Genomic DNA, 15,302 nt, shown 5'->3' with positions numbered 1-15,302 from the left:
GAAAGGCGCTGGACTGGAAGATATCTGTGTTCACTTCTGCTGCTCAGTCGTTGGAGTGTGTGCGGTGGATGCCGCGGCGTGTGGAACCCGCCGCACGGGGGTGCCTCCGGACGGTGTCACGAGGACGTCAGGCACTGTCCGGGCGATCCTGGATGACGCCCCCGTACCAGTGTTCAATCAGGGCCCGCGCGATCGAGAGCCGGCTGGAAATGATGATTTCGCCGCTCAGCACCGCTTCCTGCAGCTCGGCGCGGCTGAACCAGCGCGCCCGGGTGACCTCGACGCCGTCGGGCGTGGCCTCCGTGTCCGCCGTCGTCGCGGTGAAGCCGAGCATGAGCGAAGCCGGAAAGGGCCAGGACTGGGAACCGAGGTACTGCGATGCGGTGACCCGCACCCCCACCTCTTCGCCAATTTCCCGGACCACTGCCTGCTCGAGGGACTCACCGGGCTCGACGAACCCGGCCAGGGTCGAGTAGTTCCGGGAGTCGAGCGGGCCGCCGCCGCCCAGCAGCAGCCGGTCGTCCGGACCGACGACCGTGACGATGATGGCCGGATCGGTGCGCGGGTAATGCTCGGAATTGTCCGAGGGGCAGCGCCGGACCCAGCCGCCGGCCTCCGGGACCGTGGCGGCGCCGCACCGCGGGCAGTGCGTATGGGTGGCGTGCCAGTTGGCAATGGCGCTGGCCTCAATGAACAGGGCGGTATCGGTGGGGTCCAGCTGGGCGGCCACCTCGCGGAAGCCGGCCCACTGCGCACCCGCCGGGATGCCCTCGACGTGCGGCTCGAACGGCTCGGCACGGACCTCGAACTGTTCCGGAAGGACGAACAGCACGTACTGCGTTCCCTCGGCCGCACGCGCTCCGGGCAGTGCGGTGCCGAGGTAAATCACCTGTTCCGGGGCGTACGCGGTTCCCTTGAGCCGCCCGGCGAGGCCGGCCGCGTCCAGGAAGACGAGCCCCTCGCCGCTGACCAGCGCCTGGCGCCGGGACAGGACCATCGCCTGCACGCCACCGGAACGCAGCAGCTCCTCCAGCATGCCCGGCTTCAGCCTGGCCGCGGAGCCGCGGTCAATCATCGCGGGCCGGACCGGAAGAACGGTGTCCCGCAGCTGGTTGGCCGGGGGGCTGTCGCCCGCGGCCCGGGCCACCGCAGCTCCCCCCGCCGGTGCGGCCCCGGCAGCGGGCACCGATCCAGGATCAACCTGTCCGGTAATTTGCCCGGTAATTTGCCCATCGATTTCTGCATTACCGGACTCCGGTGACTCCGCAAGACTCATGTACCCACCGTACCGACCCCCGCCGACAATTGACATTTTCGCCGGCCCTCCGGGGCCCGCCTCCCGGCCGATTGCGGGAGCGGTTGCCCAAGCAGCCGCCGTTAGGCGCTATTTCGGGCCGATCTTTCAGACTCGCCGTGATGCAGCGCCGTCTTAGGGCCGGCTCAATCTACCGTGGAAGCGTGAGAAGAAAACCAATCGAACTGGCAGCTGTAGCGACTGCGGCTGTCCCCGGCCTGACCCCGACCGCCGTGAGCTCCGCGCCCGACGATCCGGCAGACTTCGATTCCGCTCTTCTCCTGGACTCCGAAGGCAAACGCTGGCGTGTCCGCTCGCCACGCCATGCCGAGGCCAGTGCGCGGCTCGAAACAGAGTTCCTGGTGCTGCGCGCGTTCACTCCCGGCATCCGCGCCGAGCTCCCCTTCCTGATGCCGACCGTGGCCGGCACCGTCCGGCAAGGCACGCTCAGCACCTTCGTCTACTCCCACCTATCCGGCACCACGCGCTCGGTGGAGGAGCTCAGCACCGGCTCCGCCGCGCTGACCCGGGAACTCGGCGCCGCTCTCGCGGCCATCCACGACCTCCCGCACTCTCTGGTCAGCAACGCCGACCTGCCCAGTTACACGCCGAACGAGTTCCGCCAGCGGCGGCTCAACGAGCTGGATCAGGCCGCCACCACGGGAATGATCCCGCCCCTGCTGCTGCGCCGCTGGGAGCACGCGCTGGAGGACGTGTCGCTCTGGCGTTTCAACCCCAGCGTGGTGCACGGCGACCTGCACGAGGACAACCTCCTGGTCGACGGCGACCGGGTCACCGCCGTGACCGGCTGGACCGACCTGCGGATCGGCGACCCGGCCGACGACATGGCGTGGCTGGTCGCGTCCAACGACCAGGACTTTGTGGACGCCGTCCTTGCGCACTACACGTCCAGCCGCCGGGACGCCCCCGACGCCCATCTGCTGCGCCGCGCCGCGTTGTCCGCCGAGTTCGCCTTGGCGCAATACCTGGTCAAGGGCCTTGCGGCGGCCGACCAGGACATGATCCGCGAGGCCGAGTCGATGCTCGCGGTGCTGGCCGAGGACGTCGCGGAACATGGCGGCCAGCCGATCAGCGTCGAGCCGCTGCCGCAGCCGGCCGTGACCGTGCAGCCGATCAGCCCGGATGCCCCCGGCTCAACGCCCGGACAGGATCCGCAGCACGTCAGCGATATGGCGACCGCTGTCCACGTCACGCCGATCCCCCGCGATGAGCTTCCGGGCGCGGCGCAGGACGACGCCGGGACGCAGGCGGCCACTGACGGCGATCCGGAAGACAGCACTCGCGACGCCGGTGCCACCGCCGCTGACGGCGATCCGGAGGACAGCACGCCCGTCGACAGCCCGGCAGCCGCCGACGGCGATCCGGAGGACGGGAAACCCGTTGCCGACGTTCCGGCCCCGCCAAAGCCGTCCGCTGCGGACGACACCTCCACCACGGCGCTCACCGTGGTACCGGCGAGCGAGCGTCGCTAAGGCCAGCTAGCCTGATTTCCTTCCGAGGGCCGCCGCGACGATTTCCTCCAGCCGTTCCGCGGAGCCGAGATCGTGCGGGCGGACCACCTGGTTGTCTGCCACGTAGTAGAACGCTGCCCGGACGTCCTCAAGCGGGACGCCCTTGAGCCGGGACCACGCCAGGCGGTAGACGGCGAGCTGCACGGACTTGGTCTTGAGCTGGCCGGCCGAGGGCCGGCGTCCGGTCTTCCAGTCGACGAGGTCCCAGCCGCCGTCGGCGTCGCGGAAGACTGCGTCGATGCGCCCGCGGACCACGACGTCGCCGATCCGGGTTTCGACCGGCACCTCGACGTGTGCGGGCGCCCGGTGGGCCCACTCCGACTGGCGGAAGGTCTCCACCATGGCGTCCAGGCCGTAGGCCTCGTCAATGTGGTCGTCCGAGCCGGCGGCCTCGCCGAGGTCCAGCATCCCGGAGGTGCCGAAGTATTCTTCGACCCAGGCGTGGAAGGCCGTTCCCTTGCGGGCCGACATCCCGGGTTCGCGCGGGACGGGCCGCCGCAGCCGGGCCACCACGGAGGCCGCATCCTCGTCCAGGTCCACCAGGGTGGAGGCGGAAATATGGCCCGGCAGGTGCACCTCCTGGACGGCTGACCGCCGGGAACGCCGGTCCAACAGGGTGGCCGCTTCCTGCGCCCACCCGGCCGCCGGCCCGCGCAGTCTGCGCGCCCCGGCCGCCGAAGCTGCGGGCGGAGTTCCCGGCCCGGCGGGAGCCGGCAGCGAGCCGGCGCCGGGCTGTTCCAATTGCTCCAGGACCCGCGCCGCGGCAGCCTCCATGGCGGCCCGGCGGCCCGGTACGAGCCGCAACCGGGCTCCGGTGTGCGGGTGGACTGGTCCTTCCAGGGGATCGTAGGGCCACAGGGCCAGCTCCAGCTCGGAGGTCAGCGGGCTTTCCTCCGGCAGGGCCTCCTCGGCGACGGAATGCGGATGGATCTCGGCCGCGCCGGCCCCACTGAGCCCTTCGAGTTCGGCCAGGAACGGGGACATCTCGGCCAGGCCCGCCCGGGAGCCCACCCAGGCTGCGCTTGAGACCCAAAGCACATGCTTGGCGCGGGTGTAGGCAACATAGGCCAGGCGCCGTTCCTCGGCTTCGCCGTGGGCCTGGACCGCGGACTTGAACTCCTTCTCGGCGTCGAGCCAGCCTTTCTGGTCCGGCTGATCCAGGTCCCACTGCGGCAGGTCGGCGCGGTCCCCGCGGAGCGGCCACGGCAGCGCGGCGGACCCGCTGCTCCAGCGCGAATCCCGGCTGGACGGGAACGCCCCGGCGTTGAGGCCGGGAACGAACACGACGTCCCATTCCAGCCCCTTGGAGGCGTGGACAGTCAGCAGCTGGACGGCCTCGTGGTTGACGTCCGGCGCGGCGGCGTCGAGGCCGTTCTCCTCGGCGGCGGCCGCTTCCAGCCAGGCCAGGAAGGCGAGCACGTCGACCCGCTGCGAGGTGTGCAGGAACCCGGCGGCAGCATCCTGGAAGGCGTCCAGGTTGCGCCGCGCCTGATGGATGCTGATGCCGGGCCGGGCCGCAACTTCGATGTCCAGGAGCATGGCACGTTCCACTTCGCCCAGCAGGGTGCTGAGGTCATCGCCCATGAAGCTGCGCAGTTGACGGAGCTCGGCGGAGAGCCGCTGCAGCCGCTCCAGCGCGTCCGGGCTCAGCCGGCGGCCGTGGGCGGACGTCCAGTCGGGACGGGGCAGCCAGTCCAGCGCCTCGATCAGGCTCGCGGCGTCGGTGAGGTCGCCCTCGATGACGGTTTCGGCGCTGTCGCCGTCGGTATCGGTGTCGGTGTCGCTGTCGGTGTCGCTGCCGGGGCGTCCGCGGCGCCGCGCCAGGAAGCTCGACCAGTCGCGGAACGCCATCAGGTCCGCAGGCCCGATCCGCCAGCGCGCGCCGGCCAGCAGCCGCATCAGCGAGTCGGAGCGGCCCGGATCGGCCAGCACCCGCAGGGTCGCCACGAGGTCGACGATTTCGGGGGTGTCCAGCAGCCCGCCGAGGCCCACGATTTCGTAGGGGATGCCGCGCAGCTCGAATTCGCGGCGGATGCACTCCATCTGGGCCCGGCGGCGGCACAGTACGGCCATCGCCGGCGGCTCGGGCTCCTCCGCCTTGCCGGCGTCGAAGTCGGTCCGCCGGAATTTCAGCACGTCGGCGGCGATGGCCGCCGCTTCGTCCTCGTCCGTGCCGAAGCGGCCCATCAACACGCGGCCCTGGACCGCGGCGGGGCTGGGCTGCAGCGGCGGGACCTCCACGGTGTCGGCGCTGTCCCGGGCACCGGCCGCGCTGGCATGGGCCGCAGCCTTGCTGAGCGGGGCCGAAATGACGTTGGCGGCCTCGAGAATGTTCCGGCCGTTGCGCCACGCGGTGGTGAGGTACGACGTCGGCGCGACGGCGAACCGTGGCGGGCCGCCGCCGGCGTCGCCGGAATCATGCGCACTTCCGCCGTCGTCAACCCGGACGGGGAATTCGCGGACGAAGTGGAAGAGCTGGCCCGCGGACGCGCCGCGGAAGCCGTAGATGGACTGGTTCGGGTCTCCCACCGCGGTGACGGCGTGCCCGTCACCGAACAGGCGGGAGAAGAGGACAAGCTGGGCGTGGGAGGTGTCCTGGAATTCGTCCAGCAGCACCACCTTGTAGCGCTGGCGTTCCGTTTGCGCGGCCACCGGGATCTCGTTGGCCACCCGGGCCGCGAGGGCCACAAGGTCACCGAAGTCCAGTGCGCCGCGGGCCCGTTTGGCCTCCGCATAGCGGCCCACCATGTCCGCAACGCTGGCGCGGGTCCGGAGCAAAGCGCTGAGGTCCCCCGCGGCCTGGCTGGGATTCTTCTTGGCCGTGGCGACATACGGCAGCGCCTCGAACTCGGCCACCCGGTCCAGCAGCCAGCCCCGGACTTGCGCGGGGTCCTGCAGGTGCTCCGCGCATTCCCCGGCAAGCTGGATGACCGCCTTGACCAGGGTGGACTTGGCGGAACGGAAATGCTGGTAGTCGCCGTCGAAGGCTTCCACCACCTCGCTCGCGAGCTGGAAGGACTGGGCACCGCCGAGGAGCACAACGTCCCGTTCGACGCCGAGCCGGAGCCCGTAATCCGAGACGATGCCGCTCGCGTAAGAGTGGTAGGTGGAGACCTTGGGTTCCAGCGCGTCGGTGCTCAGCAGCCCGGCCGGAAACACCTTGTGCTCCGGATCGGCCGCGGCGATCCGCGCCAAGGCGGCCAGCTTGGCCCGGATCCGGGTGGCGAGCTCGCCGGCAGCCTTGCGGGTGAACGTCACGCCGAGTACTTCCTCCGGCCTGACCCAGCCGTTTGCGACGAGCCACACCACACGGTCCGCCATGGTGGCGGTCTTGCCGGAGCCGGCCCCGGCGATGACAAGCCGGGGCGCCAGCGGCGAGGAGATGATCCGTGACTGTTCGGCGGTGGGGCTGTTCTTCTCCCCCAGCATCGCGGACAGCTCTTCCGGGCTGAACCGCGGTTCAGGCAGGGGCTTCGGCCGTGTGTCCGCCGGCGCGGCGGTCTCCGGCCCGGCCGCCGTCGTCGCCTCGATACTCATTCGGTGACCTGCTTTCCGCGTGCGCACAGCGGGCAGACTTCGGGAAGCCTGCAGCCGTGGCCGCCGTGCCCGCCCTTGGCGGGGTCGTGGCGGGCTTCAAACGTGCTGCCGGACATGACGCGGGCGGCCTCGCCGACCATCTCCAGAGCCCAGTTCGCTTCCGGATCCAGCGCCGGCTGGCTCTGCACCCCGGGGCTTTTGGTGCTGGTGCCGAGCTGGGCCAGCACCGCGCCGCCGGGTCGCGGCGGCGGACCGTCGTCCGGGCCGGTAAACCCGCCGGCCAGGACCGCCGCCTGGTAGGCGCCCAACTGGGGATGGCGTTCCAGCTCGGCCTTGCCGGGCTGGCGCTTGCCGGTCTTGAGGTCCACGATGACCAGCCGCCCTTCGGCGTCGATCTCCAGCCTGTCGACCTGGCCGCGGAGCACGGCGGGCCGCGCGGGCCAGGACTCTTCACCGCCGGCAACGGCTGCGGGCTCCAGATCGGGAAGCTTCACCTCGAAGTCCTGCTCTACGCCGAGCAGGCTCCGGCCCTCGCTCCGCATGACCAGCACGTACTGGGCGAGCTTGCGGACCATGGTTTCGGCCCGCTGGAAGTCGAGCTTGCCCTCCCAGTTGTCCTTCATCCCGAGCGCGGGCCAGCGTTTCACCAGCTCGGCCACGTACTCGCCGCCCGAGGCGTCCGGGAGGTCCTGGGCAATGGCATGGACCAGGGTTCCGAGGCTGCGGGCGAAATCCGTTGCGGCCTCTCCGCCGGCTGCCTGGACGAACCAGTCGAGGGGTGACTTCTGCACGGTCTCGACCTTGGAGGGCGAAACGAAGACGGTACTGCCGGGCGGCACCACGGGGTCCGTCGACGACAGCGGAGCCAGCCCCCACCAGCTGTCCGGGTGGGCGCCGGGCACCGCCGGCTGCGCGGCTGCGAGGGCGCCCAGCACGGCGGTGGCCTCGGCCGCCTCGGCGGGGGCGCCGTCGAGCTGGGCGTACTGGCGCAGTTCCGCGACGAGCGCGCGCAGGGTCAGCGGCCGCTCCACGGACGTGAAGCCGCGCCGGTCCTGGTCCGGGTGCAGGGGCGAAACGTAGTCCAGGAAGGATGAGGGCTGTTCGTCCTCGGAGGAAACCGCCGTGCAGATCAGCACTTCGCGGGCCCGTGAAACGGCGGTGGAGAAGCTCCGCAGCTCGTCATAGCGGATCTCGCGGAGACGGCTCAGCGGATCGAGCTGCAGGGCGTACTCGACACCGTGTTCGACGGCGTCGGCGAAAAGTGTGCTGCCGAGCAGTTCACCGCGGAGCCGGGTGTTGGGCCACACGCCTTCCTGGAGGCCGGGCACAATGACGACCGGCCATTCACGTCCCGCGGCGCTGGCCGGGGTCATGAGTTCCACCGCGTCCTCGAGCTGTGCCCGGGCCGCCAGCGTGTCCATAGGCAGTTCCTGGCTGAGCAGGTACTCAAGGAACTGCTCCGGACCTGAGCCCGGGAGCTGGTCCACGTACCGCTCGGCGGTGTGGAACAGGGCCATCATGGCGTCCAGGTCGCGGTCCGCGCGGGCGCCCGCCGCCCCGCCGGCCAGGGCTGCCTCGGTCCAGCGGCCGGCCAGTCCGGTGGAATGCCAGAGCGCCCAGAGCACGGTCTCGGCGTTGCCGCCCGTGGCCTCGGCGGCGTCCCGGCCGGCGCGGATCATCCGGGCAACGCGGCGGGCGGAATGCCCCTCGATGCCGAGCGTGGCCAGGGCGCCGGGGTCCAGGAGTGCTTCCACGAGCAGCGCGTCGCTGGTGCGGCCGCCGCCGCCCAGGAGTTCCTCACGCCGCAGTGACTGGCGGAGCCGGCGCAGCTCGATCGACGTTGCCCCGCCGATCCTTGAGGTGAGCAGCGAGACGGCGGCTTCCGGGGTAAGGACGTCAGGGTCCAACGCCACCGCGTAGGCGTCCAGCAGCGGCCGCACGGCCACCTCGTCCCGGACCGCGGACTCGGCCACCGGGATCCGGACCGGGATGCCTTGGCCGGCCAGGTGGCGCTGCAGCTGGCTGAGCTGGCCGCCGTTGCGCACGATCACCGCGATGTCTCCCAGCTCCCGGCCGTCATTCAGCTGGGCTTCCAGGATCCGCTGCGCCACATAGCGCAGTTCGTGGACCGGGGACGGCAGCAGGTGCGCCTCAACGACGCCGTCGCGCTGTCCGCTGGGCTTCGGGTGTTCCAGCCGGCGCGCCACCGTCCCGCCGGAGCGCAGCGAGATCCGTTCGGCGACGCCCTGCCAGGCCTGCGCGACGGCCGGGGTATGGCGGTGTGCGGTCCAGAGCGGCCGCTCCAGGACGGTGCCGCCGGCCGGCGCGAGCAGCCGGGGCAGCTCGGCCACCAGGTCCGGCCGCGCGCCGCGGAATCCCTGCACCACGGTGTCCGGGGAAGAGGTGACGAGCGTGTCCTTGCCTGCGGCGATGTCCGCGAGCAGTTCGAACACGGCCGGGTTCGCCTCCTGGATATCGTCCACGAGGATCAGCTGGAGCCGGTCGCGCTCCGCGGCCAGGAATTCCGGGGCGTCCTGGAAAATCTGGCGTGCCGCCGTGATGATCCCGGCCGGGTCAAAGGATTCGGGCATCCGCAGGTCAAGGACGTCGCGGTACTCGGCATAGAGGGCGGCCGCGGCGGTCCAGTCCGGCCGGCCGCAGCGCTGCGCGAGGGCCGCCAGGTCCTGCGCGGTGCGCCCGGATTCGATGATCCGGTCAAAGAGCTGGCGCACTTCCTGCCGGAAGCCGCGGGTCTGCAGGGCGGCGGCCAGGTCCTCGGGCCAGGGCAGTTCCAGCCCGGGCTGGGCATGGCCTTCGAGGAGTTCCTTGATGATCAGGTCCTGTTCGGGCCCGGAGAGGAGCTTCGGCGCACGCGGCAGCGGCAGGATGCCCTCCGCCTTGGCACGCCGGATCAGGTCGAAGGCGTACGACGCCCAGGTGCGGGCCGGCGTCGTGCTCAGGCTGCGGTCCAGGCGCGCGGTGAACCGGTCGCGCAGCGCATCGGCGGCCAGCCGGCCGGGGGCCAGGATCAGCATCCGTTCCGGGTCCAGGCCGTCGCGCTGGGCCCTGCGGACGGCGGCCTCGACCAGGACCGTGGACTTGCCGGTGCCCGGCGCGCCGGGCACCAGGACGGGTCCGGAGCCGTGCGCGACGTCGACGGCGTCCCGCTGGTCCGGGGACAGTACCGGGACGGCGCTGTGCTGCGTCCGGGGCGGCAGCAGCCGGAGGCCCGTCTGGCCGGGCACGGCTTTTTTGGGGACGGTCTTGTTGGGGGCGGCTTTGTTGGGGGCGGTCCGGCTGGGGCTACTCACACAGACATTTCATCATTGGGGACAGACAATTTATGCAGCTCCCGTTCGAGGCGTTCGGCGATGGCGTCGATCTGCTCGAAGTCCGGCTCGGACGGCGTCCACCGGGCCGCCATCAGGTCGACCCGCCAGCGGCCCTCGCCGGTGCGCTCGTATTCCAGGTAGCTGCCCAGCAGCGGTGTCCCTTCGGCGAGGTAGAAGGCCAGGGCCTCCCGCTCGTGGCCGGGCGGGGCGTCTCCGTTGGCTTTGAGGATCCGCCACCAGGGAACGGCGCTGCCGTGGTGGCTCATTACGGAGCCGACCTGGCGGGGGCCGCCCGCGCCCAGGAGTTCGGCGACGTCCCCGTAGGCGACGGCGGTGCCCGCCGGAACCATCGCTGCGAGCTCCAGTACCGCCTCCACATACTCCGTCCGCATGGACCAAGGTTACCGGTGCCGGCTGCCGCCGGTCTCGGCACGGCGGTGCAAAAAACTGTCAGCGGCAACAGGTAGCGTTGAAGCATGAGCACCTGGCACACCCTCCCCCGCGCAGCCTTCGACCTGGAAACCACCGGGCGGAATTCCCGCGCTGCGAGGATCGTGACGGCATCGGTGACCGTGGTGGACGCCGACGGCTCGGTCATCAAGGAGCACGAGTGGCTGGCCGATCCCGGGGTGGAGATCCCCACCGAGGCGAGCGACATCCACGGCGTCACCACCGAGCAGGCCCGCCGTGACGGCCGGCCTGCGGCCGAGGTGACCCGGGAGCTGTCGGCCGTGCTGCAGGAGCTGTTCGACACCGGCGTACCGGTCATTGCTTTCAACGCCAGCTATGACTTCACCGTGCTCGCCGCCGAGTCGGCCCGCTACGGCGTGCCCCAGCTGAGCCGCTTTCCCGTGCTGGACCCGTTCATCATGAACAAGCAGGTGGACCGGTACCGCAAGGGCAAGCGCACCCTGACCGCGCTGTGCGAGGAGTACGGCGTCAGCCTCGACAATGCGCACACCTCCGCGGCCGATGCGCTGGCCACGCTGCGGATGCTGGATGCCATGGCCGGGAAGTTTCCCAAGCTCCGGATGCCGGCCAGCCACCTGCACCAGCTCCAGGTCGAGTGGGCGTCGGCCCAGGCCGCGGATTTCCAGAGCTACCTGCGCAAGACAAAGCCCGCGGCCGTGATTGAGGGCGACTGGCCGGTTCTGCCGCCGGAAGATGCCAGCCGGGGCGACTTCTAGCCCTGAGCGCGGGCCACCGGCACGGGACCGGCAAGCTACTGGGACTGAGATCACAGCGGCGGTTGCCCCTGCCGGCGGCTCGTGGCGCCCTCAGGGATTTGGCCGCGGGACGGCTGCCGGTTTCCTCCCGCGCCCAGCGACCTTCAGGACGAAATTATCTGCACCCGATGGCACTTTGTGACGAACTAAATGCGCAAGTGGATGGCCTTTGGTGCCGCTGACATAATTTAGTTCAGAACAGGGCGTGTGTTATGTCGCGCCCAGACCCCAACCGCCAAGGGATAAATGATCACAGTTACCGACCTTCGCAAGGTCTACCGGCAGGGCAAAAAGGAAGTGGTAGCGCTCGACGGCGTCACGCTCTCCGTGCCGAAGAGCTCGATCCACGGCATCATCGGACACTCCGGCGCCGGCAAGTCGACGCTGGTGCGCTGCCTGACCCTGCTGGACCGCCCCACCGCCGGGTCCGTCAGCATCGACGGCACCGAGCTGAGCTCCGTGCGGGATTCGGAGATCCGTGCTGCGCGGCGGCGCATCGGCATGGTTTTCCAGCACGCGAACCTGATGGACTCCCGGACCGCGGCCGGCAACGTGGCGCACCCGCTGGAACTCGTCAAGACCCCCAAGGACAAGATCCGGACCCGGGTTGCCGAGCTCCTCAAGCTCGTGGGACTCGAAGGCTTCGAGAACGCCTACCCGTCCCAGCTCTCCGGCGGCCAGCGCCAGCGCGTAGGGATCGCGCGGGCCCTCGCCTCGGACCCCGAAGTGCTGCTCTGCGACGAGCCCACCTCGGCCCTGGACCCTGCCACCACTGAGGAAATCCTGGACCTGATCCAGGACCTGACCCGGCGGCTGCAGCTGACCGTCTTGATCATCACGCACGAGATGAACGTCGTGAAGCGGGTCTGCGACTCGGTGTCCCTGCTCTCCCGGGGCCGCATCATCGAACACGGCGCCCTGCAGGACGTGGCCGGCGAGCTGGACAGCAAGCTGGCCCGGGCCCTGCTTCCGCTGCCGCCGTCGGAGCCCCTGCACGGCGCGCTGCAGCGCGGGCCGGTCCTGGAGATCCTCTTCTCCGGCGAGAGCGCCAAAGAACCCGTCCTGACCGGCGTCGCCCGGCACTTCGACATGGACCTTAACGTCCTCGCCGGCAGCGTCGAGACCCTCGGCGGCCAGCAGTTCGGGCACCTCCGGGTCCAGCTCGCCGAAAACGCCGATTTCGACGCCGTCCTCCACTACCTGCACGAGCGGGGCATCAGCGCCAAGCGCGTCGCCGCCGATGCTGCTCCGGCGGAAGAAGGAGCCAACTAATGAACGACATCTTCAGCAACCCCGTACTCGCCAGGGCCCTCCCCGAGGCAATCGTGGAGACCCTGCAGATGGTCGGCATCTCGGCATTCTTCACCGTGCTGATCGGCCTGCCGCTGGGCGTCTTCCTGCACGTCACGGCCCCCGGCGGACTGCGCCCGATGCCCGTCACCAACCGGATCCTCAGCGACGTGATCGTCAACATCACCCGGTCCATCCCGTTCGCCATCCTGATGGTGGCGCTCATCCCGCTGGCCCGCGCCCTGACCGGGACGAGCCTCGGCCCGATTGCAGCGTCGGTGTCGCTGTCCATCGGTACCATCCCCTTCTTCGCCCGGCTCGTCGAATCCTGCCTGCGCGATGTGCACCACGGCAAGATCGACGCCGCCCAGGTGATGGGGTCCACCAACATGCAGGTCATCAGCAAGGTGATGCTGCGCGAATCCCTGCCAGCCCTCGTCGCGGCCGCCACCACCACGGTGGTGACCCTCGTGGGCTACTCCGCGATGGCCGGCCTCGTCGGCGGCGGCGGCCTCGGCAAGCTGGCCTACAACTACGGCTTCCAGCGCTTCGACGTCACGGTCATGATCGTCACCATCGTCCTGATCGTCGTCCTCGTCCAGGTCATCCAACTCGTGGGCGAGCGGATTTCCCGCGGCCTCGACCACCGCTGACCCGACAAACAACCACCCCAGCCTTGCAGCGGGTAGCCGCCCTCTGCATCTGCGCGGACCACGGCACCGCCGTCGTGTTTTCCGCCTATTTCGAAAGGAACGCATCCGATGCGTAAGTCACTCACCCTCTTGGCCACCGGCATTGTCACTGCCCTGGCGCTGACGGCTTGCGGTGGTTCTTCCACCCCCAGCGCCCAGGTCACGACCCTGGATCCGGCTAAGCCCGCCACCCTCAAGGTCGGCGCCAGCCCGGTCCCGCACGCCAAGATCCTCGAATTCATCAACCAGGAGCTCGCCCCCAAGGCCGGCCTCAAACTGGAGATCAAGGAGATCGAGGACTACCAGACGCCGAACACCGCGCTGAGCGACGGCTCCCTGGACGCCAACTTCTACCAGCACCTGCCCTGGTTCGAGGACCAGGTCAAGACCAAGGGCTACAAGTTCGGCCACGGCGCCGGCGTGCACATCGAGCCCTACGCCGCGTTCTCGGAAAAGGTCAAGGACATCAAGGACATCCAGGACGGAGCCAAGGTCGCCATCACGAACGACCCGTCCAACCAGGTCCGGGCCCTCAAGGTCCTCCAGGTCGCCGGTCTGGTCAAGGACATCAAGGACGACACCTCGGTACTGACGCTCAGCGACGAACAGAACCCCAAGAAGCTGAAGTTCTCCGAGAACCAGCCGGAACTGCTGATCAACGACCTCAAGGACCCCTCGGTGGATCTGGCCCTGATCAACGGCAACTTCATCCTCAAGGCCGGGCTGAGCACCAAGAACGCCCTCGCGGTGGAATCCGTGGACAACAACCCCTACGCCAACTTCCTGGCCTGGCGTGAGGACTCGAAGGACGACGTGCGCATCAAGAAGCTTGATGAGCTGCTGCACTCCCCCGAGGTCAAGGCCTTCATCGAGAAGGAATGGCCCAACGGCGACGTGACCCCGGCGTTCTAGGCCCGGACCAGCGTTAACAACTTTCGGCACCCGCTGCGGCGGGTGCCGAAAGTGTTTAAAAGGCGACGACGGCGACGGCCGCCGCCGGCTCGCTGGGCCTGCGCCCTGCTCCCAGGCTCGCGCCCTGCGCCTAGGCTCCCGCCGCCGCGGCGGCCCGGGCGGCAGCCGGCAGGGCCTCGAAGATCCGGTTCATCGCGGCGTCGTCGTGCGCGGCGGAGAGGAACCAGGCCTCGAACACCGACGGCGGCAGGTACACCCCGGAGTCCAGCATCGAGTGGAAGAACGGCGCGTAGCGGAAGACCTCCTGGCCCTGCGCGTCGTCGTAGTTATGGACGCCGCGGGCCGAGGTGCCGAAGGCCACCGAGAACAGGTTCCCGGCGCGCTGGATGGAGTGGTCCACCCCTGCCGCGTCCAGCGCCGAAGACAGGGCGCCGGAGAGTTCCAGCGAGCGGGCGTCGACGAACGAGTAGACCTCGGGGGTCGCGTGGGTGAGGGTGGCGACGCCGGCAGCCATCGCCACCGGGTTCCCCGAGAGGGTCCCGGCCTGGTAGACCGGGCCCACCGGGGCGAGGTAGTCCATGACCTCGGCGCGGCCGCCGAGGGCCGCCGTCGGCATGCCCCCGCCGATGACCTTGCCGAAGGTCAGCAGGTCCGGGGCCCAGGGCTCGGCGGCGTCGGCCGCCCCTCCGGTGAGTCCCCAGTAGCCGGAGTAGCCGGTGCGGAACCCGGTGAGGACCTCGTCGAGGATCAGCAGGGCGCCGTGTTCGCGGGTGATCCGGGCCAGGCCGGCGTTGAAGCCCTCGCCCGGGGTGACCACGCCCATGTTGGCCGGCGCGGCCTCGGTGATGACGGCCGCGATGCTGTCGCCGTGTTTGGCGAAGGCGGCTTCGACCGCGGCGAGGTCGTTGTAGGGCAGCACGAGGGTTTCGGCGGCCGTGGCGGCGGTGACGCCTGCCGAGCCGGGCAGCGCGAGTGTCGCGAGCCCGGAACCGGCGGCGGCGAGGAGGCCGTCGAGGTGGCCGTGGTAGCAGCCGGCGAACTTGATCACGAGGTTCCGGCCGGTGTAGCCGCGGGCCAGCCGGATCGCGGTCATGGTCGCCTCGGTGCCGGTGGAGACCATCCGGACGCGCTCGGCCGCCGGGACGCGCTCCTGGACGATTGCGGCGAGGTTGGCCTCGTCCGGGGTCGAGGCGCCGAAGGACAGTCCGCGGTCGACGGCGGCGTGCACGGCCGCGAGGACGGCCGGGTGGGCGTGGCCCAGCAGCGCCGGCCCCCAGGAGCAGACCAGGTCCACGTACTCGGCGCCGTCGGCGTCGGTGAGGTAGGGGCCCGTGGCGGAGACCATAAAGCGGGGTGTGCCGCCCACCGAGCCGAAGGCCCGGACCGGCGAGTTCACGCCGCCCGGCATCAGGCGGCGGGCGCGGTCGAAGAGTTCCTCGTTGCGAGGGTGGCTGGAAGTCATGGTTCCTATTCTCTCAGTGGTTCTC

Annotated in this window: 10 protein-coding genes; 5 read left to right on the top strand and 5 right to left on the bottom strand. The window is 70.2% G+C overall.

Features of this window, described 5'->3' with window-relative positions; translation table 11 throughout:
* Positions 1–127: 127 nt before the first annotated feature.
* Positions 128–1,075, bottom strand: coding sequence for an NAD(+) diphosphatase (nudC, locus tag AC1DH3_RS02805; RefSeq protein ID WP_476892298.1), 948 nt, complete (start codon positions 1,073–1,075; stop codon positions 128–130).
* Positions 1,076–1,458: 383 nt separating this feature from the next.
* Here nudC and AC1DH3_RS02800 point away from each other — a divergent pair, with 383 nt between their 5' ends.
* Positions 1,459–2,787 (top strand): macrolide 2'-phosphotransferase, encoded by a 1,329-nt coding sequence (locus tag AC1DH3_RS02800; protein WP_476892216.1) that lies wholly within the window; start codon positions 1,459–1,461, stop codon positions 2,785–2,787.
* Positions 2,788–2,793: 6 nt separating this feature from the next.
* Here the strand turns inward: AC1DH3_RS02800 and AC1DH3_RS02795 are convergent, their stop codons facing one another.
* From AC1DH3_RS02795 to AC1DH3_RS02785, 3 genes are all read right to left on the bottom strand, one after another.
* Positions 2,794–6,255, bottom strand: a complete 3,462-nt coding sequence (locus AC1DH3_RS02795) for an ATP-dependent helicase (protein ID WP_476892297.1) — start codon at positions 6,253–6,255, stop codon at positions 2,794–2,796.
* A gap of 104 nt (positions 6,256–6,359) precedes the next feature.
* Complete coding sequence (locus AC1DH3_RS02790; protein ID WP_476908837.1) at positions 6,360–9,608, bottom strand: ATP-dependent helicase; 3,249 nt, start codon at positions 9,606–9,608, stop codon at positions 6,360–6,362.
* Positions 9,609–9,670: 62 nt separating this feature from the next.
* Positions 9,671–10,087: an MGMT family protein gene (locus AC1DH3_RS02785; RefSeq protein ID WP_476908538.1), complete on the bottom strand. Its 417-nt coding sequence runs from the start codon at positions 10,085–10,087 to the stop codon at positions 9,671–9,673.
* Between the two features lie 84 nt (positions 10,088–10,171).
* Between AC1DH3_RS02785 and AC1DH3_RS02780 the strand changes: the two genes are divergently transcribed.
* The 4 genes from AC1DH3_RS02780 (at position 10,172) to AC1DH3_RS02765 (ending at position 13,815) form a co-directional block, all read left to right on the top strand.
* Entirely contained in the window at positions 10,172–10,882 is a 711-nt protein-coding gene (locus AC1DH3_RS02780) for an exonuclease domain-containing protein (protein ID WP_476908537.1), read from the top strand.
* A gap of 285 nt (positions 10,883–11,167) precedes the next feature.
* Entirely contained in the window at positions 11,168–12,193 is a 1,026-nt protein-coding gene (locus tag AC1DH3_RS02775) for a methionine ABC transporter ATP-binding protein (protein ID WP_476908536.1), read from the top strand.
* Positions 12,193–12,864 carry a methionine ABC transporter permease gene (locus tag AC1DH3_RS02770; protein ID WP_441417217.1) on the top strand — a complete coding sequence of 224 codons (672 nt, stop codon included), beginning with the start codon at positions 12,193–12,195 and terminating at the stop codon, positions 12,862–12,864. The genes AC1DH3_RS02775 and AC1DH3_RS02770 overlap by 1 nt, the downstream gene beginning before the upstream one ends.
* Before the next feature lie 108 nt (positions 12,865–12,972).
* Entirely contained in the window at positions 12,973–13,815 is an 843-nt protein-coding gene (locus AC1DH3_RS02765; protein ID WP_441417216.1) for a MetQ/NlpA family ABC transporter substrate-binding protein, read from the top strand.
* Between the two features lie 130 nt (positions 13,816–13,945).
* On the opposite strand, the gene hemL is transcribed toward AC1DH3_RS02765, so the two are convergent.
* Positions 13,946–15,277, bottom strand: a complete 1,332-nt coding sequence (gene hemL / locus AC1DH3_RS02760; RefSeq protein WP_476908535.1) for a glutamate-1-semialdehyde 2,1-aminomutase — start codon at positions 15,275–15,277, stop codon at positions 13,946–13,948.
* Positions 15,278–15,302: the final 25 nt, after the last annotated feature.

The organism is Arthrobacter sp. 05L428 (assembly GCF_056397665.1).
This window is presented reverse-complemented; position numbering and strand designations above follow the sequence as displayed.